A 23,999-nucleotide genomic window follows, 5' to 3' on the forward strand; every position below is an offset into this window, starting at 1 on the left:
ACAGGAGTCAATGTATGAGAACCGTCTGGCAGCACTGCCATGTGGCAACCATGGCCGAGGGCCGTTACTCGGCCATCGAGGACGCGGCCATCGTCACCGACGCCGGGCTGATCGAGTGGATCGGCCCACGCGTCGAGCTGGCGTCGGTCGATGCCGAGCGTACGGTGGACCTGGGCGGCGCCTGGGTCACCCCGGGGCTGATCGACTGCCACACCCACGCGGTGTTCGGTGGCAACCGCAGCGGTGAGTTCGAGCAGCGCCTGCAGGGCGTAAGCTATGCCGAAATCGCCGCACAGGGCGGTGGTATCGCCAGCACCGTGCGGGCTACCCGTGCGGCCAGCGAGGACGAGCTGTTCGCCAGTGCTCGCCAGCGGGTCCAGGCGCTGATGCGCGATGGCGTGACCACCATCGAGATCAAGTCCGGCTACGGCCTGGACCTGGCCAACGAGCGCAAGATGCTGCGTGTAGCCCGGCGCCTGGCCGACGAGTTGCCGCTGGCGGTGCGCGCCACCTGCCTTGCAGCCCATGCCTTGCCGCCGGAATACGTCGGCCGGGCTGACGACTACATCGCGCACATCTGCGACGAAATGCTGCCGGCCCTGGCCGCCGAAGGCCTGGTGGACGCAGTGGATGCCTTCTGCGAACACCTGGCGTTCTCCCCGGCCCAGGTCGAGCGGCTGTTCATCAAGGCGCGCGAGCTGGGTCTGCCGGTCAAGCTGCACGCCGAACAGTTGTCGTCGCTGCACGGCTCCAGCCTGGCGGCGCGCTACCAGGCGCTTTCGGCTGACCATCTGGAATTCATGACCGAGGAAGACGCCATTGCCATGGCAAAAGCCGGCACGGTCGCCGTGCTGCTGCCGGGCGCGTTCTACTTCCTGCGCGAAACCCAGCTGCCGCCGATGGACGCCTTGCGCCGCCACGGCGTGAAGATTGCCCTGGCCAGCGACCTCAACCCCGGCACCTCGCCAGGGTTGTCGCTGCGGCTGATGCTGAACATGGGCTGCACCTGCTTCCGCATGACCCCGGAAGAAGCCCTGGCCGGTGTCACCGTGCACGCCGCCACGGCGCTGGGCCTGGGCGACAGCCACGGCTCGCTGGAAGTGGGCAAGGTCGCCGACTTCGTCGCCTGGCAGATCGAACGCCCCGCCGACCTGGCCTACTGGCTGGGCGGCGACCTGCCCAAGCGCGTGGTGCGCAAGGGCCACGAGATTTCCAACTGAGTGAGGCACGATGGACAAGGTACTGAGTTTTCACCAGGGGCGCCTGCCGCTGCTGATCAGCATGCCCCATGCCGGCCTGCAACTGTCGCCGGCGGTACGAGACGGCCTGGTCGACCAGGCGCGCAGCCTGCCGGACACCGACTGGCATATTCCGCGGCTGTATGACTTTGCCCGTGACATGGGCGCCAGCGTGGTGGCGGCGGAGTATTCGCGCTTCGTCATCGACCTGAACCGGCCGGATGACGACAAGCCACTGTACGTCGGTGCCACCACTGGCCTGTACCCGGCCACGCTGTTCGATGGCGAGCCATTGTTCAAGGACGGGCTGGTGCCGACAGGCGAGGAGCGCAAGCAGTATCTGGAGCAGATCTGGCGCCCCTACCACGACACGATTCGTCGCGAGCTGGCGCGGCTGCGCGAGCAGTTCGGCTACGCCCTGCTGTGGGACGCCCATTCGATCCGTTCGCTGATCCCGCACTTGTTCGACGGCAAGCTGCCGGACTTCAACCTGGGTACTTTCAACGGCGCCAGCTGCGACCCGGCTCTGGCCGAACGGCTGAAAGAGGTGTGCGCCCAGGCCCAAGGCTACAGCCATGTGCTCAATGGCCGTTTCAAGGGCGGGCATATCACCCGGCATTACGGCGATCCGGCCAACCACATCCACGCGGTGCAGCTGGAGCTGGCGCAAAGCACCTACATGGAAGAAACCGAGCCGTTCGATTACCGCGAAGACCTGGCACGGCCGACACAGGAGGTGTTGAAGCAGCTTCTGCAGGCAGTGCTGGACTGGGGCAAGGCGCATTACGGGCGGTGAAGTTCGCCGGTGAGAATGGCGACGCGATGCAGGATGCGCGTCGCCAGTCACTACGGGTCAGTTGTTGTTGATCTGCTTGATGGTAAGTTCGCGCAGTAGCTCCTTCTCTTCCTGGTCCTTGTCATCTTGCAGGCCTTGCTGCAAGTTCAACTCGTCCTGAAGCGAGTGGTCCTTGCTGGCCAGCTCGAGCACCCGCAGGCGGAAACGTGCGTCTATTTCGGCGAAGCGGTCGGCACACTCGGCGCGCAGGCGCGTGGTCCAGTCCGTATTCGCCAGCATGTAGTCGACCAGTGCATCGCTCAGTTCACTTTTGCGGACCTTTTCCAGCACACTGGATAGCTCATCGCGCGCCAGGTTCGCAGCACCTCGAAAACGCATGCTGTCGGCGATCGGCAGGTCCAGTTCCCTGGCCAGTTCCCGGCGGTAGGCCAGGCGTACCGAGACCAGGTCACCCGAGCCAGTCCGTTGGTTGGCCAGCAGCTCCAGCTGTTCGATCCGGAAAAGCTGCAACAGCCGACGACGCAGTGCTTGCAGGGAATCGCCGGCGTCGACCAACAGGCGTTGGCTCATCAGGTACAGTTCAATATTGTTGAACTCCTGCAGCGCTCCGTCATGGCAGGTCTGCGAGCCGGTTACCGGGTCTGGCAATGCCGCTGCGGCGATGCTCTCCATGATCGGGCGTTCGGTTTCGTTACTTGCAGCCACCACCAGCATCAAGCGCACCCGTTCGCAGAAGGTGGCTCGCGTATTCGGGTCAACGTATGGGGCGGCATTGTGCAAACGGCCCGCCAGACGCAACAGATAACTGCCTTCGAGCCGCTCCCAGCAGTCCTGCAATGCGGCATTCTGTGCTTCGCTACCCAGCATCCAGTCCTCCAGCCTGGGCGTATCATCGCCCAGCAGTGGGAAGTGAGGGTGGTCGAGAGACCCTTCGCTGGAAGAGTCGAAGAACATCAGGTCGTCGGGGATATCCAGGGCAAAGGAATAGCTGTGCTGGCTGTCCGAGAAGGTGCGTACCCGCAGGATGGTTTCAAGAGGCAGCGGGTTGTCGAACAAGGCGATCGACGAGATTGGCATGGGATTGTTCAGGTTCGTCAGGATGTGCTCGGGCAACTGGGTGATGTTGTTCGAGCTCAGGTCCAGAAGTTCCAGTGGCAGTAAACTGTCACACCAGCTGGGCCAGGCTTGCAGGTTCATGTTGGTCAATGCGAGTGACTGCAGATTGCTGGCCAGCCATGCGGGCACATGGTCGATGCTGCCTGCACGGTTGCCCGACAGGTCCAGCGAGGTCAGGTTTCGCAGCCCTGCGAAAATGTCCATCATGGCCTGGTCGACCTCCAGCCCCATGTTGCGAAACTCCAGGTAGGTGAGTTGGGGAAGGCGGGCCAGGGCGGATGCCAGCGAGGGCATGGCGGCCTGGTGTTCATCGATGGTCAGTCGGCTGATGTTAGGGAACCGGCTGAGTAGTTCATCGAGCTGTGAGGTGCTGCCTCGCAACCGCGTCAGGCTGAGTGCACGTACGCGGGCGCCGAAGAACGCTGGAAGCCGCCTGGGGAAATGCTCGATGGCCACGTCCTCGAGTTGCAGGCGCAGGTATGACTGGCCCTGCTCCTGCTGTTCCCAGAATTGATCGATCGCTGACGCGATACGTTGCCTGTCCGCCAGTGCGGCCTGGGTCAATGGGTTGCTCGAACTGGATGCCTGGGCCCAGCCATCGATCGCATCGCGCATCTGTCGTCGCTCATCGCGAATGCGTGCTAGCTGTTCGGAAAGTGAGGCTGGCTGGTCCGTGGTGATACCCGAGGTGTCGACGTGCTCGTTCAGCAACAAGCGCTGCAGGTGGGATTCATTGATGCTGTTGCCTTCCAGCGAGATCACCGGTGGGGTGGTCAGCATGTCCGCTTCATGAAGCAGGAACGTGGGCAACGACCTGAGATTGTTGTGGCGCAATGACAGGTGGGCAATGCGCGCCAGGGCGTCGCTGCCAATCCCGATCGGCCATTGGGCCAATTGCATCTGGTCCAGGCCCAGGTAATCCAGGGTCAATTCATGGAAGCTTGGCCTGTTGCTCTGCGCCAGCCGGTTACCACTCAGGTCCAGGTATCTCAATTGGCGAAGCCCTGACAGCAGGTTCAGGTCGCTTTCGGAAAGCGTCATGTTCTGGTTGGTGAGCACCAATCGTTGCAACCCTGGCAGGCACTCGGTGATGGTGGGCACGCTGAACAGGAAGGGCGAGGGCGTTGCCCTGGGGTCAAACGGACGGCTGATTTCAAGCGACTCGATCTGCGGCATCTGCCTGAGCAGGCGTTGCAGCAGGCGCTCGTTTTGCGCCCAGCCCGCCAAGGACCCTGACGGTAAGTCGATCAGGCTCAGGCTGCGTACGCGTGCGTTGAAAAAAGCGGGCAAGGTGAGGGGCACATCCGCAAGAGGGACGCGGGCGATACGCAGTTCGGTGGTGGGCCCGGTGCTCTCGTCCAGCGCAGTGTCGTACCAATGTTGCATGATCGAGTCACGCAGGCTGTCGTAGTCCTGTGCTGCCTGGTCGCTTGCCGGCGAAATGGCTTCGCTCCAATCGTCCAGGCTGCTTTGCAGCGCGTTGCGCTGCTCCAGTAGTGTCTGCAAATGTTCGAATATCTGCAGTTGCGTACGGCCGCGGCTGGCAAGTGCCAGCAGAACCTGATCCGCCGAGCGGCCGGTGCGTGCGGCGAGCCCTGTGGCTTCGATAGCTTCGAGCAGGCGCTGGCGGGTGATGCCATGGGTGGCCGGGCCGCCGCCACTGAGTGGGTAGCCCAGGCGGCCATCGGCCAGGCGCATGGGAGAACGGTAGCCTGGGCGTACGGGCTGCATGCCCAGCAGCACCCTCAAGGCCGGGCGGGGTAGTAACGGGCTTTCCTGTACAAGGCGCTGCAGCGCTTGCTGATCGGCGACGTCCATGCTTGCCATGGCCGCTGGCAGTGCCTCGTACAATGCAGCGTAAAGGCTTGAATACACCTTGACCGCCGCGCTGGGCAGGCTTTCGTCGTGGACGATGTACCCTGCCTGGGCATGAGTGATGGTCTTGAATGGGCGGGTGTCCAGTGTGCCTATGGCATGATCCTGGGTCGGCCAGGACATGCGCTGGAGCAGCCGGAGCCTGGTCTGTGCAGGCCAGCCTGGCAAGCGTTCGAGCGTATGCATGATCAACAGGTCGCTATCCCAGTTCGGCACGCTGGACAGGTACAGCCCTTCGCAGGCGCGGGCAAGGCGAATTTGTTGCTGGTAGATGCGGGCCTCTTCGGCAAGGCGCAGTGGTACCTTGCCGTTGTCGAGTATCTGCAGTCCGTTGGCACTGGCCTCGCGCGCCAGCTCATTGGCGACTGCCGATGGCAATTTCGGATACGCCCTCTGGATGGCCTCGGCGCCCGGCGCCAGGTCGCGCGAAAGGCCGGCGTAGGCCCTGGCAAACTCAGCGGGCCGAGTGCTCTCGTCCGCCCGCTGGCGGACCGTTTCGTCCAGCTTGAAGCGTTGCAGGGTGTCTTCCAGCAAGGCCGGCAGCCGCTGGCTTTCGGCCAGGGCCCGGCGCAGCTCGTCTTCGTGTACGCCGCTTACGGCGATAATCCGTTGCAGCGTCGGCTCGTCGAAGTGCCCACTCAAGTGGCCGATGCGGCGCAGGAGTGTCATGCCCGACCAACTCAGTGGCTTATCGGTAACGTGCAGCCATGCTCCGGCACCGTTGTGCCGCACTGGCGGCTGGTAACGGCGAGGACTTGCAGGGTGTTGCAAACGATATTCACCAGTCGTTGGCGTTTGGCTGACGATGTACTGATTGCCCTGCAGTACCAGCCAGCGTTTGCCTTGGTGATGCCGTAGGCCCAGTTCGTCCGGTACCAGGTCATGGGGCAGTGTCTCGAAGCTCTGGTAGGGCGTGAGGTCGGGTTTCCACAGCCGCATCTGACCATCGGATGTTTCCACGTCTTCCAGTTCTTCGATGAATGAAGGTGTTTCTACAGGAATACGGGCTATCCCTGGCTCCTCATCCTCTGGCTCTTCTATCTCCGGCCCTTCCGAAACCCTGCCGGTTTCACTGCCCTGCGAGCCTCTCAATGCTTTGGCTGCTGCGCTGAGGGCGGACATGACGGCCACGTTTTCGATCACATCGACCAGATAGCCATAGGCAGTATCACGCTCGTCGTTTGCCCAGGCGTCGATCCCTTCATACACCTCATGGGCCAGCTGGGCCAGGCAAACGGCAAGCATTGCCTCGCCAAGCCCCGGCACGAAGAAGCCGGCGATGTTCAAGGCCGTGAGCACACGGCCGGCAATCAGTTCCCGGTGGGCTTGCGTGGTGCGCCGGTCGACGATTTCGGTTGGCGTGGCGTGAAACAGCACATCCTTTTCATGACGCTGGGCCTTCTGGAAAGCCATCACGCCTTGGAAGGCGTGGCTGAAAGGCTTCATGACCGGATACAGGGTGGCGTGCGGGTCCGGAACACGTTCATGCAAGCCGCGGACACTCCAGGCGAGGGGCATGAGCCGGTCCTTCAGGCGGGTAGTTATCGGCGCCTTGTCGCGGTCGGCGAGGTGCCTGTCCAGGTAGCCGATATCGGCCTGGAGCCTGCCGCGCAATTCGTCGTGCATGGCTTGCTGGCTGGTGAACTCCTTGAGGGGCGCGGTGCTGTCTTCAGGGATGTACAGCGCCACGGCCTGATGCCCTTCAGCTTGCAGGGTAATGAGCACAACGCCGGTCAGCTCGGCTTCCCACAACTCGAGCAAGCTGAATGTCACCGGCGAAGAGGGCGATGGCGCCTGGTCAAGTGGTGTGGCGAGAGCGGCGGAATATAGCGTTTCGCTGATATCACCTTTGAGGCGGGCGAAATGCAGGGATTGCCGGAATGCCGAGACCTCGGCACGCCCCAGGGTTTCATAAACGGCCAGTGCGGCTTCATCGGCGCCGAGTGGCGGCATGGCCACCGGGTAGTAGATGGCATGTACCTGTTCATGGTACTTGCCGCCGATATCCAGCGTGCGACACAAGTCGGCGAAGTCTTCGGCGGCGATATCCAGTGCATTGATGATCGGCACGGTGCCCATGAAGCGCCGGTGATCGACGATGACCGACCTCTTGAGCAGGGAGGCGGGCGCGTCCATGCCGTGTTCGGCAGCGGCGGCCTGGTCGAAGTTGTGCAAGGCGCAGTGCAGCAGCGAGCGTGTAGCCCGGTCGACGGCCTGGCGGCTGTCGATGGCGTCGGTCGTTTCGATCAGGCGGGCATCGACGAGGTAGGTGTTGCGCACATCCAGGTCAAGCCTGAATCGCTGCTTGATGGCATCGGTGAGTGCCTTGGTGGCGTAGGTTTCCAGGGTTGGAAGCTGTTCGAACAGCTTGTGCACCTGCACCTGGTGCTCGCGGTGACGTGCGTGCTCTTCCTGCCATGCCTTGGCGACTTCCGGTTGTTGCTGGATTGCCGTCGCCAGCCAGGCAGGGGCTTGATGCCAGTTGCGCATCGCAAGTCGGGTTTCTGGTGGAGCCTGCTTGAGCCAGGTGGGGATTCTGCGCTCGATGGTGGCGTAATGAACACTAGGCACGGCAGTGACTGCAGTTGGCATGGCGAGGCCCTTGCTTGATTTGGGGCGAGGGACTATCGCGGGCCTGCCTGAGCTGCTGGAGGTAGATATATGTGCCCTTGAGGTGCGGCGGCATCAGCGCGGGCAGTGCTCAAAGCGCAATTCAGGTTTATGATGGCCCACGGCCGAATAATCCTCACACGGAGTGCGCAATGCAGACCCTGTACCCGCAGATCAAACCCTACGCCCGGCACGATCTGGCCGTGGAAGCGCCGCATGTGCTGTATGTCGACGAAAGCGGCTCGCCAGAAGGTCTGCCGGTGGTATTCATCCACGGCGGCCCGGGCGCCGGATGCGACGCCCAGAGCCGCTGCTACTTCGACCCGACCCTGTACCGCATCATCACCTTCGACCAACGCGGCTGTGGCCGCTCCACGCCGCACGCAAGCCTGGAGAACAACACCACCTGGCACCTGGTCGAGGACCTCGAGCGCATCCGCGAGCACCTTGGCATCGACAAGTGGGTGCTGTTCGGCGGCTCGTGGGGCTCCACCCTGGCCCTGGCCTACGCCCAGACCCACCCCGAGCGGGTGCATGGCCTGATCCTGCGCGGCATCTTCCTGTGCAGGCCCCAGGAAATCCAATGGTTCTACCAGGAAGGCGCCAGCCGCCTGTTCCCCGATTACTGGCAGGACTACATCGCGCCAATCCCGCCGGAGGAGCGCGGTGACCTGGTCACGGCCTTCCACAAGCGCCTGACCGGTAACGACCAGATCGCCCAGATGCACGCGGCCAAGGCCTGGTCTACTTGGGAAGGCCGTACCGCCACCCTGCGTCCCAACCCGCTGGTGGTCGACCGCTTCTCCGAGCCGCAGCGTGCACTGTCGATCGCCCGTATCGAATGCCACTACTTCATGAACAACGCCTTCCTCGAGCCGGACCAGCTGATCCGCGATCTGCCGAAGATCGCCCACCTGCCGGCCGTGATCGTGCATGGCCGCTATGATGTGATCTGCCCGCTGGACAACGCCTGGGCGCTGCACCAGGCCTGGCCGAACAGCGAACTGAAGGTGATCCGTGACGCTGGCCACGCGGCTTCCGAGCCGGGCATCACCGATGCCCTGGTGCGTGCCGCCGACCAGATGGCCCGGCGCCTGCTCGACCTGCCCCTGGAAGAAGCATGAGGGGCCTGCTGCAGCGCGTGCGTGGTGCGCGGGTGGAAGTAGCGGGGGAGGTGGTAGGTGCCATCGACCAGGGTTTGCTGGTGCTGGTGGCCGTCGAGCCTGAAGATTCCCGTGAGCAGGCCGACAAGTTGTTGCACAAGCTGTTGAACTACCGGGTGTTCAGCGACGAGCAGGGCAAGATGAACCTGTCGCTCAAGGATGTGGGGGGAGGTTTGTTGCTGGTGTCGCAGTTCACCCTGGCGGCAGACACCCGCAACGGCATGCGCCCGAGCTTCTCGACGGCAGCGCCACCGGCCCTCGGCGCCGAGTTGTTCGACTATCTTTTGCAGCAGGCGAAGGCCCGGCACGCCGATGTGGCAAGCGGGCAATTCGGTGCAGACATGCAGGTGCACCTGGTCAATGATGGCCCCGTAACATTTATGTTACAAATGTGAGTGTAAAAAACCCCTTGTTCACAGGAAAACAAGGGGTTTTGTACGATAAATAGTTGTTCCAGCCTGATGCGTTGTCACGCGACCTGCTGGATAATCGCGCGCTGCATGGACCTGCGTTCGCAGGTTCGTTTCACTCTGACTCGAGCATTGTCTGGATCCGTTTGGGGAATCATTACGCCCTCACGGGGTCCGAACAGTGCTCGCCAACCCGGCATTTGTCGCTGGCCGTTGGTTTCATGATCTGTTTTCGGCGAGGGTTGCTCGTGATTGTTAGTCCCCAAAAAGCATCAAGAATCCCCGGTACCGGGCTGCGCAAGGCCCTGATGGCCAGTGTGGCACTGGTCGGCCTGATGAGCGCGGGCCAGCTGTGGGCATTCAATCTTGACGATGTTGCAGCCAAGGCAAAGGATCTGGCCGGCCAGAAGTACGAAACACCGAAAAGCAACCTGCCGGCCGTATTCCGCGACATGAAGTTCGCGGACTACCAGAAGATTCATTTCCTGCAGGAAAAGGCCGAGTGGGCCAAGGACAAGACCCCGTTCAAACTGTCGTTCTATCACCAGGGCATGCACTTCGACACCCCGGTGAAGATCAACCAGGTCACCGCCACCAAGGTCGAGGAAATCAAGTACGACCCGAGCCGTTTCGAGTTCGGTGACGTGCCACACGACCCGGAAACCACCAAGAACCTGGGTTACGCCGGCTTCCGCGTGTTGTACCCGATCAACAAGGCCGACAAGCAGGACGAGATCATGACCCTGCTTGGCGCCAGCTACTTCCGCGTGGTCGGCAAGGGCCACGTGTACGGCCTGTCGGCCCGTGGCCTGGCCATCGACACCGCACTGCCGTCGGGCGAGGAGTTCCCGCGCTTCACCGAGTTCTGGGTCGAGAAGCCCAAGCCGGCCGACAAGCACCTGGTCATCTACGCCCTGCTGGACTCGCCACGCTCCACCGGTGCCTACAAGCTGATCCTGCGTCCAGGCAACGACACCGTGGTCGACGTGCAGTCCCGCGTGTTCCTGCGTGACCATGTCAGCCGCCTGGGCATTGCCCCGCTGACCAGCATGTACCTGTTCGGCCCCAATCAGCCTTCCAAGGTCCTCAACTACCGCCCGGCGCTGCACGACTCCGAAGGCCTGTCGATCCATGCCGGCAACGGTGAATGGCTGTGGCGCCCGCTGAACAACCCGAAACACCTGGCCGTCAGCAACTTCAGCGTCGAGAACCCGCGTGGTTTCGGCCTGATGCAGCGCCAGCGCGCCTTCAGCGACTACGAAGACCTCGACGACAACTACCAGAAGCGCCCGAGCGCCTGGATCGAGCCGAAGGGTGACTGGGGCAAGGGCACCGTCGACCTGGTCGAAATCCCGACTGCCGACGAGACCAACGACAACATCGTGGCCTTCTGGAGCCCGGAGAAGCTGCCTGAGCCAGGCAAGCCATTCGAGTATGCCTACCGCCTGCACTGGACCATCGACGAGCCGAAGTTCCAGGCTTCCGAGCTGGGCTGGGTCAAGCAGACCCTGCGTTCCACTGGCGACGTCAAGCAGTCCAACCTGATCCGCCAGCCAGACGGCAGCGTGGCCTTCCTGGTCGACTTCGCCGGCCCGGCGCTGGCCGCCCTGCCGGAAGACACCGCCGTGCGCAGCCAGATCAGCGTGGGCGACAACGCCGAGGTGGTCGAGAACAACCTGCGCTATAACCCTGAGACCAAGGGCTGGCGCCTGACCCTGCGTTTGAAGGTCAAGGAAGCCAACAAATCGACCGAAATGCGTGCCGCGCTGGTGCGTGACGTGCCGGTCGAAGCCGCCAAGCCTGCCAAGGACGCCAAGCAGGACAAGGCTGCAGCCAAGCAAGCCAAGGCCGAGAAAGCTGCCAAGGCCGAACAACCTGCCGCCGATGCGGCGCCCACCAACGGGACCCCGGCCACCACCGAGAAGGTGCTGACCGAGACCTGGAGCTATCAGTTGCCTGCCGATGAGTAACTCAAGCGCAAGGCCGGAATCGCTTCGCGAGTACCTGGCCCACCTACCACTGAGCGACGAGCAACGGGCGGAACTCGCCAGCTGCACGTCATTCAGTGAGCTGCACCAACGCCTGGCGGCCAACCCGGCCGCCAGCTCTGCCGAGGCCGTGCAGGCCTCGGTGGGCCCGCGCCTGACCGTAGGCAGCGCCGCCGAGCTGGAAGACGCCGAAATGCTTGGTGTCGACGGCAGCGGCCGCCTGTGCCTGAAGATCGCTCCGCCGATCAAGCGCACCAAGGTTGTGCCTGAGCCATGGCGTACCAACGTGCTGATCCGCATGTGGCGGCGCATGACCGGCCGCACCAACGCCCCGCAGCCGCCCAAGCGCGAGCTGCCGCCAGCCCGCTGGCGTACGGTCGGCTCGATCCGCCGTTACATCCTGCTGGCGCTGATGATCGGCCAGACCATCGTTGCCGGCTGGTACATGAAGGGCATCCTGCCGTACCAGGGTTGGTCGTTCGTGGACTTTGACGAAGTCGTCAACCAGCCGCTGTGGGACACCGTGGTACAGGTTTGGCCGTATGCCTTGCAGACGTCCATCCTGGTTCTCTTCGGCATCCTGTTCTGCTGGGTATCGGCGGGCTTCTGGACCGCGCTGATGGGCTTCCTCGAGCTGCTCACCGGGCGTGACAAGTACAAGATTTCGGGTAGCAGTGCAGGCAACGAGCCGATCGCGCCCGAGACGCGTACCGCGCTGGTGATGCCGATCTGCAACGAAGACGTGCCGCGCGTGTTCGCCGGCCTGCGCGCAACGTTCGAGTCGGTGGCCGCCAGCGGCAACCTCGATCGCTTCGACTTCTTCGTGCTCAGCGACACCAACGACACCGACATCGCCGTGGCCGAGCAACAGGCCTGGCTGGACGTGTGTCGCGAAACCAAAGGCTTCGGCCGTATCTTCTACCGCCGCCGTCGGCGCCGGGTGAAGCGCAAGAGCGGCAACCTCGACGACTTCTGCCGTCGTTGGGGCGGCGAATACAAGTACATGGTCGTGCTCGACGCCGACAGCGTCATGAGCGGCGAGTGCCTGAGCAGCCTGGTGCGCCTGATGGAGGCCAACCCGGACGCCGGCATCATCCAGACCGGGCCGAAGGCCTCGGGCATGGACACCCTGTATGCGCGCCTGCAGCAGTTCGCCACCCGCGTGTACGGCCCGCTGTTCACCGCCGGCCTGCACTTCTGGCAGCTGGGCGAGTCGCACTACTGGGGCCACAACGCGATCATCCGCATGAAGCCGTTCATCGAGCACTGCGCCCTGGCGCCGTTGCCGGGCAAGGGTGCGTTCGCCGGTGCAATCCTCTCCCACGACTTCGTCGAAGCCGCGCTGATGCGCCGTGCCGGCTGGGGCGTGTGGATTGCCTACGACCTGCCGGGCAGCTACGAAGAACTGCCGCCGAACCTGCTCGACGAGCTCAAGCGCGACCGCCGCTGGTGCCACGGCAACCTGATGAACTTCCGCCTGTTCCTGGTCAAGGGCATGCACCCGGTGCACCGTGCGGTGTTCCTCACCGGGGTGATGTCGTATCTGTCGGCACCGCTGTGGTTCCTGTTCCTGGTGCTGTCGACCGCGCTGCTGGCGACCAACACGCTGATGGAGCCGCAGTACTTCATCGAGCCGTACCAGCTCTACCCGCTGTGGCCGCAGTGGCACCCGGAGAAGGCCGTGGCGCTGTTCTCCACCACCATCGTGCTGCTGTTCCTGCCCAAGCTGCTCAGCGTCATCCTGATCTGGGCCAAGGGCGCGACAGAGTTTGGCGGGCGTATCAAGGTCACCCTGTCGATGCTGATGGAGATGCTGTTCTCCATGCTGCTGGCACCGGTGCGCATGATCTTCCACACCCGCTTCGTGCTGGCCGCGTTCCTCGGCTGGGCCGCGACCTGGAACTCGCCGCAGCGTGACGACGACTCCACGCCGTGGAGCGAAGCGGTGCGCCGCCACGGCCCGCAGACCCTGCTGGGCATTGCCTGGGCGGCGCTGGTGGCCTGGCTGAACCCGAGCTTCCTGTGGTGGCTGGCGCCAATCGTTGGTTCGCTGGTGCTGTCGATCCCGGTTTCGGTGATCTCCAGTCGCACCCGACTGGGCCTGGCGGCCAAGGACGAGAAGCTGTTCCTCATCCCCGAGGAATACGCCACTCCGCAGGAGCTGCTGGCCACCGACCAGTACACCCACGAAAACCGCTGGCATGCCCTGCATGACGGCTTCGTGCGGGCTGTGGTCGACCCGCGGCAGAACGCCCTGGCCTGCGCCATGGCCACTGCCCGTCATGGTCAGGCGGCGCCGATCGAGGCACTGCGCGTCGAGCGCGTGGCCAAGGCGATGGAGGTCGGGCCGCAAGGGCTGGACCTCAATACCCGCCTGGCCCTGCTCAGCGACCCGGTGGCGCTGACCCGCCTGCACGAGCAGGTCTGGGCCGAGCACAATGCGGCGTGGATCAACGTGTGGCGTGCATCGATCAAGAACGACCCGCATTCGCCGCTGTTGCCGCTGCATCCGGAGAATGAAGGCCAACCGGCACTCGTCGGCGCCTGATCGGGCCTATTCGCGGGCACGCCCGCTCCCACAGGGTACTCACAGCCTTTGAGGCATGCGCTGTACCTGTGGGAGCGGGCGTGCCCGCGAAGCTTTTCAGGGCTCCCACCGATTTTGGCCAACAAAGTCCCCCCCGGCTCTAGGTCCCCGAGCCGCCATGCGTTAGCATCCCTCTCCGATATGACGCATCGGCCGCCACGGCCATGCCAACAATAAGATTCGCTACTTTTCTTGCTAGGGGACTTGGTGATGATCAAGAAATACCTTTCGCGACTGCTGGTCGGTGTCACCGCCCTGGTCGCCGTGACGGCGGCCCAGGCGGGCGCGATCGATGACGCGGTCAAACGCGGCACCCTGCGGGTGGGCATGGACCCGACCTACATGCCGTTCCAGATGACCAACAAGCGTGGCGAGATCATCGGCTTCGAAGTCGATATCCTCAAAGCCATGGCCAAGTCCATGGGCGTCAAGTTCGAGCCGGTATCCACGGCCTATGACGGCATCATCCCGGCCCTGCTGACCGACAAGTTCGACATGATCGGCAGCGGCATGACCCTGACCCAGGAACGCAACCTGCGCCTGAACTTCAGCGAACCCTTCATCGTGGTTGGCCAGACCCTGCTGATCCGCAAGGAACTGGCGGGCGAGATCAAGTCGTACAAGGACCTGAACAACGAGAAGTACCGCATCACCTCCAAGCTCGGCACCACCGGCGAAATGGTTTCCAAGAAGCTGATCGCCAAGGCCAAGTACCACGGCTACGACAACGAGCAGGAAGCGGTGATGGACGTGGTCAACGGCAAGGCTGACGCCTTCGTCTACGACGCGCCGTACAACGTGGTGGCAGTGGACAAGGCCGGTGCCGGCAAGCTGCTGTTCCTCGAAGAACCCTTCACCTACGAGCCGCTGGCCTTCGGCCTGAAGAAAGGCGACTACGACAGCATCAACTTCATCAACAACTTCCTGCACCAGATCAAGCATGACGGGACCTACGATCGTATTCACGACAAGTGGTTCAAGAACAAGGACTGGCTGAAGGAAATGGAATAAGGCCCAGGCCACAAGCCGGCTTTATGACCCCGACGCGCAGGCAAACCCTGCGCGTTCGTATTTACGGAAGTACCCCACGTGATCAAACACAAGAAAGCCCAGTGGCCCTGGCACGGTTTGACTGCCCTGGTCCTGGTCGGCCTGGCGTTCAGCCTGTACATGGCCACCTCGATGATTTCCTACGAGTGGCGCTGGAACCGCGTACCGCAGTACTTCGCCTACAAGGCCGAGGAAGCACAGCGCGCCGCCGGTTACGGCACCGTGCAGGACATCGTCATCTCTGGCGACAATGCCCGTGTCACGCTGAAAGACGAGAGCGGTGCCGAGCAGGTGCTCGATGTGGACAAGGACAGCCTGCAGCTGGCCCGTGGCGACGATGTTTCCGAAGGCGACCAGATTGGCGTCACCCGCCACTGGGCGGCTGGCCCGCTGGCCTGGGGCCTGTGGACCACGCTTTGGATTTCGGTGGTATCCGGTGCCCTGGGCCTGTTGATCGGGCTGTTCGCCGGCCTCTGCCGCCTGTCCAGCAACCCTACGCTGCGTGACCTGTCGACGGTGTATGTCGAACTGGTGCGCGGTACACCGCTGCTGGTACAGATCTTCATCTTCTACTTCTTCATCGGTACCGTGCTCAACCTGTCCCGCGAGTTTGCCGGGGTGGCTGCACTGGCGCTGTTCACCGGCGCCTACGTGGCCGAAATCGTTCGTGCCGGCGTGCAGTCCATCGCCAAGGGCCAGAACGAAGCGGCCCGCTCGCTGGGCCTGAACGCGGGCCAGTCGATGCGCCACGTGATCCTGCCGCAGGCCTTCAAGCGCGTGCTGCCGCCTTTGGCCGGCCAGTTCATCAGCCTGGTCAAGGACACCTCGCTGGTGTCGGTGATCGCCATCACCGAACTGACCAAGAGCGGCCGCGAGGCCATTACCACCTCGTTCTCGACCTTCGAGATCTGGTTCTGCGTGGCAGGCCTGTACCTGCTGATCAACCTGCCGCTGTCGCACCTGGCCAGCCGGCTCGAGCGGAGGCTTGCGCAAAGTGATTGAAGTCCGTGACCTGCTGAAAGTCTTCGACACCCGTGGCCACGTGGTACGGGCCGTGGATAACGTCACCACCCAGGTCGCCAAGGGCGAAGTGGTGGTGGTGCTCGGCCCGTCGGGTTCGGGCAAGTCGACCTTCCTGCGCTGCCTCAACGGCCTGGAGCATTTCGACGAAGGCCATGTGGCCATCGACGGCCTGCAACTGGCCGACCCGAAGACCGACATCAACGCCTACCGCCGCGAAGTCGGCATGGTGTTCCAGCACTTCAACCTGTTCCCGCACATGACCGTGCTGGAGAACCTGTGCCTGGCACAGAAGGTGGTGCGCAAGCGCAACAAGGCCGACCGCGAGGCCAAGGCCCGGGCGCTGCTGGAGAAGGTGGGCATTGCGCAGAAAGCCAACGAATACCCGTCGCGCCTGTCCGGTGGCCAGCAGCAGCGGGTGGCGATCGCCCGTGCCCTGGCCATGGACCCGAAAGTGATGCTGTTCGACGAGCCAACCTCGGCGCTCGACCCGGAAATGGTCGGCGAGGTGCTGGACGTGATGAAGACCCTGGCCCAGGAAGGCATGACCATGGTCTGCGTTACCCACGAAATGGGCTTTGCTCGTGAAGTGGCGGACCGGGTGCTGTTCTTCGATCATGGCAAGCTGCTGGAAGATTCGGCGCCGGCCGCATTCTTCGCCTCGCCGAAAGACCCGCGCGCGCAGGCGTTCCTGCGTCAGGTGCTTTAACCGAAGGGGGCGCTTTGCGCCCCAATCGCCGGCAAGCCGGCTCCCACAGGAGTACCACAGGTACTGAGAACTGTACGGTCCCTGTGGGAGCTGGCTTGCCGGCGAATGGGCTGCAAAGCAGCCCCCCGCAATCTCAAATGCTGAACCGCCCCACCATCCCCCGCAACTGCTGCCCCAACTGCTCCAGTTCCCCACTCGAAGCCGCCGTCTGCTCACTGGCCGCACTGGTCTGATCCGACACATCGCGCACATTCAGCACACTGCGGTTGATCTGCTCGGCGACCACGCTCTGCTCTTCGCTGGCCGTGGCAATCTGCTGGTTCATGCCCTGGATGCTGGACACCGTGTCGGTGATCTGGCTCAACGCATGCCCCGCCTTGCGGCTCAGCTCCACACTCTGCTCGGTCAGGTTCTTGCTGTTGTCCAGCAGGCGGGTCACTTCGTCGGTGCCGTTGTGCAGGCTGTCGATCAGTTGGCCGATTTCCTCGGTCGCCGTCGAGGTGCGCTGGGCCAGACCGCGCACTTCATCGGCCACCACGGCAAAACCACGCCCGGCTTCACCCGCCCGTGCTGCTTCGATCGCCGCGTTCAGGGCCAGCAGGTTGGTCTGCTCGGACACTGACTTGATCACATCGAGGATGCTGCCAATGCGCTGGCTCTCGCCCGCCAGGTGCTGCATGGCCGCCAGACAATGGTCCATCTGCCCGGCCAGCTGTTCGATACGGCCAATAGCTTCGGCCACCACCTGGTCGCCGACCTGCGCCTGCTGGTCGGCGTTGGTCGCCGCCAGCGAGGCCTGTTCAGCGTTCTGCGCCACTTCCTGCACGGTGGCGCTCATCTGGTTCATGGCTGTGGCCACCTGGTCGGTTTCCTCGCGTTGCTGGTTGATGCGCAGCTTGGTGTCTTCGCTGCTGGCCGCCAGCTGTGTGGCGGCCTGTGACAGGTGGCCGACGCCCTGGTCGATGCCACCGATCAGCTCGCGCAGGCTCAAGGTCATTTCGCGCATGCTGGTTTGCAACTGGCCCATCTCGTCGCGGCGTTGCACAGGTTCGACCTGGCTCAGGTCGCCCTTGGCGATGCGCCCGGCCACGGCCAGGGTCTGGCGCAAAGGCTGGGTGATCTGCAGGGTGATCAGCCAGCCGGCCACAACGCCTACGACCAACGCCAGCAGGGCTACAGTGGTCAGCAGCGAGCGGGCCTCAAGGGCTTCCCTGTCGCGCTGCTCGACCTTGCGTTTGCCAAGTTCCAGGCTGACCGCGCGCAGCTCGTTGCCCATGTTCTCCATATTGTTTTGCAGCTGTTCGACACGCACCGCAGCCCGACGATACTCATCCAGGCTGGCGCGGTACTTGGCCAGCTGCTCCCCGGGCTGCTGGGTGAGCGCACGGGGCAAGCCAAGTGGAGCAAGGCCTTTGAGCAGTTGCGCAAGGCTGCTGGCGGCGGCATCCAGGGAGCTGTCGCCGACCTTGGCGAAGCTTTCCACAGGGGAGAAGGTATAGGCCGGCACCAGGCTCTGCTGGTTGGCACCGTCGACATGTCGGCCAAGCGTGTCCATCAGCCCCAGCACACCGCCTTGCTGGCTGTCGGCAGGCATCCTCAGCAAGACCTGGGTCTGGAGATCGTCGATCACTTCGGTGAGCTTCTGCTCATGGGCCTGCATGGCCTGGCGCAGGGCGATACGCTTGGCGACAGTATTCTCCAGCTCGCTGAAATCGTCGCGCAGGCGCTGCAGCAACGTCAGCTTTTCGGTCAGCATCTGCCGGGATTCATCCACGCTGCTACGTTGTTGCAAGGTGCTCAGCATGCTGTTGAGCTGGTCGAGAATGTTGGCTATCCGCGTTCTGCTGGCGTTGTCGTTGAGTACGCGGTAAGTGATGCGCTCTGCGCGCAGGTCTTTGGTCAGGTCGTTGATCAGACCGATTTCGCTGAGTTGCTGCGAGCGCACAATGGCGTCATCCAGTGCACGCCAGCCACTGACGGTGGTGGCCAGGGTAAGCAGCAGGACTACGGCAAAGCCGAGGGCGAGCTTGGCTGCGACACTGATGTTGCCGAGCTTGCGGTTGAGGTAGCCGAGCATGAGGAATCTCCGTGCGATTGGGGGCGAGGATGCAGGCGCATTGCTGGCATCACACCTTTGCCAATCGGCAGCGGAGCTGTAGGACTTGACCTGATAATCAGGTAGGAAATTTCACTTCATTGGGTGGGATTTATTGCCTGTACCGGCCTCTTCGCGGGCTCGCCCGCTCCCACAGGGATCGCACAGGCTTCAAGGGCCATGCAGTGCCTGTGGGAGCGGGCAAGCCCGCGAAGAGGCCGGCACAGATGGCTCATGCTTCAGATCACAGCCTGAACCGCCCCACCAACCCTTGCAGGTGGGTGCCCAACCGCGCCAGCTCCACGCTGGAACTGGCCGTCTCTTCACTGGCCGCCGAGGTCTGGTCAGAAATATCCCGCACGTTCATCACGCTGCGGTTGATCTCTTCTGCCACGGCCGTCTGTTCTTCCGCTGCAGTGGCAATCTGCTGGTTCATGGCCTGGATCGACGATACGGTCCGGGTGATGGTTTCCAGCGAGCTGCCGGCACGGCGGGTCAGTTCGACGCTGCTGTCGGTCAACTGGCGGCTGCTGTCCATCACGCTGGCCACGCGCTGGGTGCCGCTCTGCAGACCGGCAATCAGTTCTTCGATCTCTTCGGTCGACTGCTGGGTGCGCTGCGCCAGGCTGCGCACCTCATCGGCCACCACGGCAAAGCCACGCCCGGCCTCGCCGGCACGGGCCGCCTCGATCGCCGCGTTGAGGGCCAGCAGGTTGGTCTGCTGGGCCACCGACTTGATCACGTCGAGCACGCTGCCGATCTTGTCGCTTTCGGCCTTGAGCTGGTTCATCGCTTCGCTGGAGTTGACCACTTCGCCGGCCAGGCGCTCGATCTGCGCCACCGCCTCGCCCACCACACGATCGCCTTCGCGGGCCTGCTGGTCGGCCATCAACGCAGCTTCCGAGGCTTGCTCGGCATTGCGCGCCACCTCATGCACGGTGGCGGTCATCTGGTTCATGGCGGTCGCCACCTGATCGGTCTCGACCTTCTGGTTGTTGACCCCGGCACTGGTCTGCTCGGTCACCGCCGACAGCTCCTCGGCAGCACTGGCGATCTGCGTGACGCCATCACCGATACCGCTGATCAGTTCGCGCAGGCCCTGGGTCATGCGATGCATGCTGGCCTGCAACTGGCCCAGTTCGTCGCGGCGTTGTACCTGCGGGTTCAGGGTCAGGTCGCCACTGGCCACGCGTTCGGCGGCGTGCAAGGTCTGGCGCAGCGGGACGATGATCTGCCGGGTGATGGCCCAGGCCGCCAGCAGGCCGAGGGCCAGCGCCAGCACGGTGGCCACGGCAAGCATGGTCTTGGCCTGGGCCGCCCCGGCGTCGCGCACAGCGGTTTGCGAGGTGGTCATCGCCTGGCTGGTCTGCAGCAGTACCGTGCCGTGCTCGACCATGCTCTGCAGGGCCTGCTCACTGGCGGCCTGGGCATTGCCGAACTGGGTGACCGCGTCGCGGTAGCCTGCCAGGGCGGTGGTGGCATCGTCCAGGCTGGCAGCGTGCTCCGCCGGCACTTTGGCCGGTAGCGCGCGTAGCTCGGCCAAGGCCTGGTCGATGGCCTTCAGCGCCGTTTGCTGGTAGTCGGCGTTGCCGCTGTAGGTGTAGCCGCGTACCTGGAAGCGCGCCTGTTGCAACAGGGCGCTGACTTCCACCGCGTGCTGGTACTGGCTGATATCGCCACCCTGCAGCAGGCCGCGTTGCACCCGGCCAATCAGCTCCGCGGCCTTGTCGGCAGTGTCGCCTAGCACGGCGCGGCTGGCCTCGCGGCGTTGGCCGGCCTGTTTCAGCTCGTTGAACGCCTGCTGGTAGCCGCGCACGGCCTCGCGCTGCTGCTCAAGGCGCTGGCTGTCAGCCGGCTGCTCGATCTGCCCGAGCATAAGCTGCACCTGGCGCTCGAGATTGCCCAGGGCTTTTTCCAGCTCTGCCACCGAGGCTTCGTCCGGCTGGCGCTGGTAATGCTGGCGAGCGATGCGCAGTTCCTGGGTGTACTGCTGGATGACCGAGATGTTTCCCAGCTTGTCGCCACGGTTGATGATGCTGTCCATGCCGTGCCAGCCGGCCAGGGTGATGGCCAGGGTCAACAGCAGCACCAGGCCGAAGCCCAGCCCCAGTTTGCGATTGACGCTCACATTGCCCAATGATTGGGCGAACCATTGATACATGTACGACTCCCCGGCGCCTTGGCAGCACGATTAATTGTTGTGTTGCCAAGACAATCGGCCTGGGGAAGGGAAACTTTATGGGTAAAAGTTGACTCTAGTGTCAGAAAATCCGTGAAAGCAGCGCTGTCACCGCGGTCTCGACCCGCAGGATGCGGTCGCCCAGCTGGACCGGAGCCAGGCCTGCCTTGCCCAGCAGGTCCACCTCGTAGGGGATCCAGCCGCCCTCAGGGCCGATGGCCAGGGTCACGGGCTGCTCCACGGCGCGCGGGCAGGCGGGGTAGGGGCCGGGGTGGCCGACCAGGCCCAGGGTGCCTGCGGCGATGGCCGGCAGGCGGTCTTCGACGAACGGCTTGAAGCGCTTCTCGATGATCACTTCGGGCAGCACGGTGTCGCGGGCTTGTTCCAGGCCCAGGATGAGGTTCTCGCGAATGCTGTCCGGGTGCAGGAACGGTGTTTGCCAGAAGCTTTTCTCGACCTTGTAGCTGTTCAGCAGGATCAGCCGCGGCACGCCAAGGGTGGCCACGGTCTGGAACAGCCGGCGCAGCATTTTCGGCCGAGGTACGGCCAGCACCAGGGTCAGCGGCAGCTTGGCCGGTGGCTGCTGGTCAAAGGCGACTTCCAGTTCGGCTTCGTGCTTTTCCAGGCGCAGCACCGTGGCCTTGCCCATCAGGCCGTTGATACGGCCCACGCGCAGGTTGTCGCCCACCGCCACACGGTGGATGTCCTGCATGTGGGTGAAGCGCCGGTCTGCGAGAACGACGCGGTCGGCCGAGACGAAGTCGGCCTCTTCAAGGAGCAACAGGTTCACGGTTGGGTCGCTGGTGGCTGGTCGTTGTGGTCGTTGGCGGTTTCGTCGTGGGTGCTGCGCTTGCGGATCAGGCTGCCGCACAGCACGCCGATCTCGAACAGCAGCCACATGGGTACGGCCAGCAGGGTCTGGGAGAAGATGTCCGGTGGGGTGAGGACCATGCCGACCACGAAGCAGCCGATGATCACGTAGGGGCGAATCTTCTTCAGGTACTTCACGTCGACCACGCCGATCCATACCAGCAGCACCACCGCCACCGGGATTTCGAAGGCCACGCCAAAGGCGAAGAACAGCGTCATCACGAAGTCGAGGTAGCTGGCGATGTCGGTCATCATCGACACGCCTTCCGGCGTGGCGCTGGCGAAGAAGCCGAAGATCAGCGGGAACACCAGGAAATAGGCGAAGGCCATGCCGGCGTAGAACAGGAAGATGCTCGACACCAATAGCGGAATGGCGATGCGCTTTTCATGGCGGTACAGCCCGGGTGCGATGAAGCCCCAGATCTGCTGGAGGATGAACGGTATCGCCAGGAACAGCGAGACGATCATGGTCAGCTTGAACGGCGTGAGGAACGGCGAGGCCACGTCGGTGGCGATCATCGTCGCATTGGCCGGCAGGTGCTCGCGCAGCGGCGCGGAGACCAAGGTGTAGATCTGCTGGGCGAAGGAGAACAGCCCGGCAAAGATCAGGAAAATGACGGCAACGCAGCGCAAAAGGCGGGTGCGCAGTTCGGTCAGGTGCGAAACCAGCGGCATTGGCTGGTCGTGTTCCGGATTTTCGCTCATGGGGCTCGCGGCGGTTGAGGCGGTTCAGAAGGCGTGGCCGGGGTGGCAGCGGTCTCGACCGGCCTGGCTTCGAGCCCGGCGGGGGGCTGAACGGTTGCGGTGGTGACAGGCGGCTGCGCCGGTGGCGCCATCGGGTTGAGGATGCGCTTGGCTTCCTCTTCCATCTGCAGGATGTGCTCATTGTGCAGCTGGCGGCGGATTTCGTCGGCGCCGATTTCGCGCTCCACTTCCATCTTGATGCTGTTGAAACTGCGCTTGAGCCGGCCGATCCACAGGCCTGCCGTGCGCGCGGCACCGGGCAGGCGCTCGGGGCCGAGCACCAGCAGGGCGACCAGGCCGACGAGCAGCAGCTCGCTGAAACTGATGCCGAACATGGGTCAGTCTTTCCGCTGCGGCTCTTGAGCCGGCTGGGCCTGGCCTTCGATGGTGTGGCCCTGGTTCTGCTGGGCAGTGTTCTGCACCGGTGGAACGGGTTGGGCAGGTGGCGGGGTCTGCTCGGCCGGCTTGTTCTCTTCGTCGCTCATGGCCTTGCGGAAGCCCTTGATCGACTCACCCAGGTCACTGCCGAAGTTCTTCAGCTTCTTGGTGCCAAACACCAGGACCACGACCACCAGCAGGACGATCCAGTGTTTCCAGTCAAAGATACCCATTTCGTACTCCTGAAAAATGTGTGTACAGCAAATCGATCCGGCAACGCGGCCCCTGTGGGAGCGGGCATGCCCGCGAACACCGGCGTAGCCGGTGCCATGCACCGCGTCGCATTCTTCGCGGGCACGCCCGCTCCGACAGGCGCCCCAAAATACGTCAGGCAGAAGGCGTTCGTGCGGCCTTCTCATCATGCCCGGAAAGCCCGAAGCGGCGTTCCAGCTCATCGAGCACGGCTTGCGGATGCTGGCCCAGCGCGCTGAGCATTACCAGGCTATGAAACCACAGGTCGGCGGTTTCGTAGATGACATCGCTGTAATCCTTGCTGACCGCGGCGTCCTTGGCGGCGATGATCGTCTCGACCGACTCTTCGCCGAGCTTTTCGAGGATCTTGTTCAGGCCCTTGTGGTACAGGCTGGCCACGTAGGAGCTGTCGGGCGCCGCTTGCTTGCGTTCTTCAAGCACTTCGGCCAGGCGGTTGAGGGTGTCGCTCATGTCAGTGTCCTGCGCTGTAGATGGCATCCGGGTCTTTCAGGACCGGGTCGACGGTTTTCCACTGGCCGTCTTCGAAGACGCGGTAGAAGCAGCTTTCACGGCCGGTATGGCAGGCGATATGGCCCAATTGCTCGACCATCAGGATGATCACGTCGGCATCGCAGTCCAGGCGCATTTCATGCAGCTTCTGCACATGCCCGGATTCCTCGCCCTTGCGCCACAGCTTGCCACGCGAACGCGACCAGTAGATGGCGCGTTGCTCGGCGGCGGTCAGGGCCAGCGATTCGCGGTTCATCCAGGCCATCATCAGCACGCGTCCGGTCTTGTGGTCCTGGGCGATCGCCGGTACCAGGCCCTCGCTGTTCCACTTGATCTCGTCCAGCCAGTCTTTCATCGTCGACTCCAAAGCGGGCCCGCTCCTGTGCCGGGCCCTTTGCGCTAGTGTGCC

18 protein-coding genes and 1 pseudogene are annotated in these 23,999 nt (G+C 63.5%); 9 read left to right on the forward strand and 10 right to left on the reverse strand.

Going from position 1 to position 23,999, the window contains the following annotated elements; translation table 11 throughout:
• Positions 1 to 14: 14 nt before the first annotated feature.
• Both hutI and hutG read left to right on the forward strand, forming a co-directional pair.
• The gene (gene hutI, locus CAG34_RS02390) at positions 15 to 1,220 is read left to right on the forward strand and encodes an imidazolonepropionase (RefSeq protein WP_085587773.1); all 1,206 of its coding nucleotides are present in this window, start codon (positions 15 to 17) and stop codon (positions 1,218 to 1,220) included.
• A 10-nt stretch (positions 1,221 to 1,230) separates the two neighbouring features.
• A complete protein-coding gene (gene hutG, locus CAG34_RS02395; RefSeq protein WP_085587775.1) occupies positions 1,231 to 2,034 on the forward strand; it encodes an N-formylglutamate deformylase in 804 nt (267 codons plus the stop codon).
• A 57-nt stretch (positions 2,035 to 2,091) separates the two neighbouring features.
• Here the strand turns inward: hutG and CAG34_RS02400 are convergent, their stop codons facing one another.
• Positions 2,092 to 7,617 (reverse strand): dermonecrotic toxin domain-containing protein, encoded by a 5,526-nt coding sequence (locus CAG34_RS02400; RefSeq protein ID WP_256573505.1) that lies wholly within the window; start codon positions 7,615 to 7,617, stop codon positions 2,092 to 2,094.
• A gap of 170 nt (positions 7,618 to 7,787) precedes the next feature.
• Between CAG34_RS02400 and pip the strand changes: the two genes are divergently transcribed.
• The 7 genes from pip (at position 7,788) to CAG34_RS02435 (ending at position 16,562) form a co-directional block, all read left to right on the forward strand.
• A complete protein-coding gene (gene pip / locus CAG34_RS02405; protein ID WP_013974556.1) occupies positions 7,788 to 8,759 on the forward strand; it encodes a prolyl aminopeptidase in 972 nt (323 codons plus the stop codon).
• Complete coding sequence (dtd, locus tag CAG34_RS02410) at positions 8,756 to 9,193, forward strand: D-aminoacyl-tRNA deacylase (protein WP_025340925.1); 438 nt, start codon at positions 8,756 to 8,758, stop codon at positions 9,191 to 9,193. The genes pip and dtd overlap by 4 nt, the downstream gene beginning before the upstream one ends.
• Before the next feature lie 323 nt (positions 9,194 to 9,516).
• Entirely contained in the window at positions 9,517 to 11,178 is a 1,662-nt protein-coding gene (locus CAG34_RS02415; protein WP_085587780.1) for a glucan biosynthesis protein G, read from the forward strand.
• Complete coding sequence (gene mdoH, locus CAG34_RS02420) at positions 11,171 to 13,744, forward strand: glucans biosynthesis glucosyltransferase MdoH (RefSeq protein WP_085587782.1); 2,574 nt, start codon at positions 11,171 to 11,173, stop codon at positions 13,742 to 13,744. The genes CAG34_RS02415 and mdoH overlap by 8 nt, the downstream gene beginning before the upstream one ends.
• A gap of 252 nt (positions 13,745 to 13,996) precedes the next feature.
• The gene (locus tag CAG34_RS02425; protein ID WP_024087841.1) at positions 13,997 to 14,794 is read left to right on the forward strand and encodes a transporter substrate-binding domain-containing protein; all 798 of its coding nucleotides are present in this window, start codon (positions 13,997 to 13,999) and stop codon (positions 14,792 to 14,794) included.
• Between the two features lie 78 nt (positions 14,795 to 14,872).
• The gene (locus tag CAG34_RS02430) at positions 14,873 to 15,835 is read left to right on the forward strand and encodes an amino acid ABC transporter permease (RefSeq protein ID WP_015272097.1); all 963 of its coding nucleotides are present in this window, start codon (positions 14,873 to 14,875) and stop codon (positions 15,833 to 15,835) included.
• Positions 15,828 to 16,562, forward strand: a complete 735-nt coding sequence (locus tag CAG34_RS02435) for an amino acid ABC transporter ATP-binding protein (RefSeq protein WP_013974550.1) — start codon at positions 15,828 to 15,830, stop codon at positions 16,560 to 16,562. Before CAG34_RS02430 ends, CAG34_RS02435 begins: the two co-directional genes overlap by 8 nt.
• A gap of 133 nt (positions 16,563 to 16,695) precedes the next feature.
• On the opposite strand, the gene CAG34_RS29350 is transcribed toward CAG34_RS02435, so the two are convergent.
• From CAG34_RS29350 to hisI, 9 genes and pseudogenes are all read right to left on the reverse strand, one after another.
• The gene (locus tag CAG34_RS29350) at positions 16,696 to 17,568 is read right to left on the reverse strand and encodes a methyl-accepting chemotaxis protein (protein ID WP_371858031.1); all 873 of its coding nucleotides are present in this window, start codon (positions 17,566 to 17,568) and stop codon (positions 16,696 to 16,698) included.
• Positions 17,551 to 18,639 (reverse strand): annotated as a pseudogene (locus tag CAG34_RS29355) (methyl-accepting chemotaxis protein); the annotation flags it as partial. The gene CAG34_RS29350 and the pseudogene CAG34_RS29355, both read right to left, overlap by 18 nt.
• A gap of 262 nt (positions 18,640 to 18,901) precedes the next feature.
• A complete protein-coding gene (locus CAG34_RS02445; protein WP_085587786.1) occupies positions 18,902 to 20,818 on the reverse strand; it encodes a methyl-accepting chemotaxis protein in 1,917 nt (638 codons plus the stop codon).
• 100 nt (positions 20,819 to 20,918) lie between these two features.
• Positions 20,919 to 21,626, reverse strand: coding sequence for a 16S rRNA (uracil(1498)-N(3))-methyltransferase (locus CAG34_RS02450; RefSeq protein ID WP_025340919.1), 708 nt, complete (start codon positions 21,624 to 21,626; stop codon positions 20,919 to 20,921).
• Positions 21,623 to 22,411, reverse strand: a complete 789-nt coding sequence (gene tatC / locus CAG34_RS02455; RefSeq protein ID WP_085587788.1) for a twin-arginine translocase subunit TatC — start codon at positions 22,409 to 22,411, stop codon at positions 21,623 to 21,625. Before tatC ends, CAG34_RS02450 begins: the two co-directional genes overlap by 4 nt.
• Positions 22,408 to 22,785 (reverse strand): Sec-independent protein translocase protein TatB, encoded by a 378-nt coding sequence (gene tatB / locus CAG34_RS02460; RefSeq protein WP_085587790.1) that lies wholly within the window; start codon positions 22,783 to 22,785, stop codon positions 22,408 to 22,410. The genes tatC and tatB overlap by 4 nt, the downstream gene beginning before the upstream one ends.
• Positions 22,786 to 22,788: 3 nt before the next feature.
• Entirely contained in the window at positions 22,789 to 23,061 is a 273-nt protein-coding gene (locus CAG34_RS02465) for a twin-arginine translocase TatA/TatE family subunit (RefSeq protein WP_025340917.1), read from the reverse strand.
• A 154-nt stretch (positions 23,062 to 23,215) separates the two neighbouring features.
• Positions 23,216 to 23,551, reverse strand: coding sequence for a phosphoribosyl-ATP diphosphatase (locus CAG34_RS02475; RefSeq protein WP_046613456.1), 336 nt, complete (start codon positions 23,549 to 23,551; stop codon positions 23,216 to 23,218).
• A gap of 1 nt (position 23,552) precedes the next feature.
• On the reverse strand, positions 23,553 to 23,945 hold the full coding sequence (hisI, locus tag CAG34_RS02480; RefSeq protein WP_013974544.1) for a phosphoribosyl-AMP cyclohydrolase: 393 nt from the start codon (positions 23,943 to 23,945) through the stop codon (positions 23,553 to 23,555).
• Positions 23,946 to 23,999: the final 54 nt, after the last annotated feature.

The organism is Pseudomonas sp. B14(2017) (assembly GCF_002113255.1).
GTDB classification, from domain to species: domain Bacteria; phylum Pseudomonadota; class Gammaproteobacteria; order Pseudomonadales; family Pseudomonadaceae; genus Aquipseudomonas; species Aquipseudomonas putida_Z.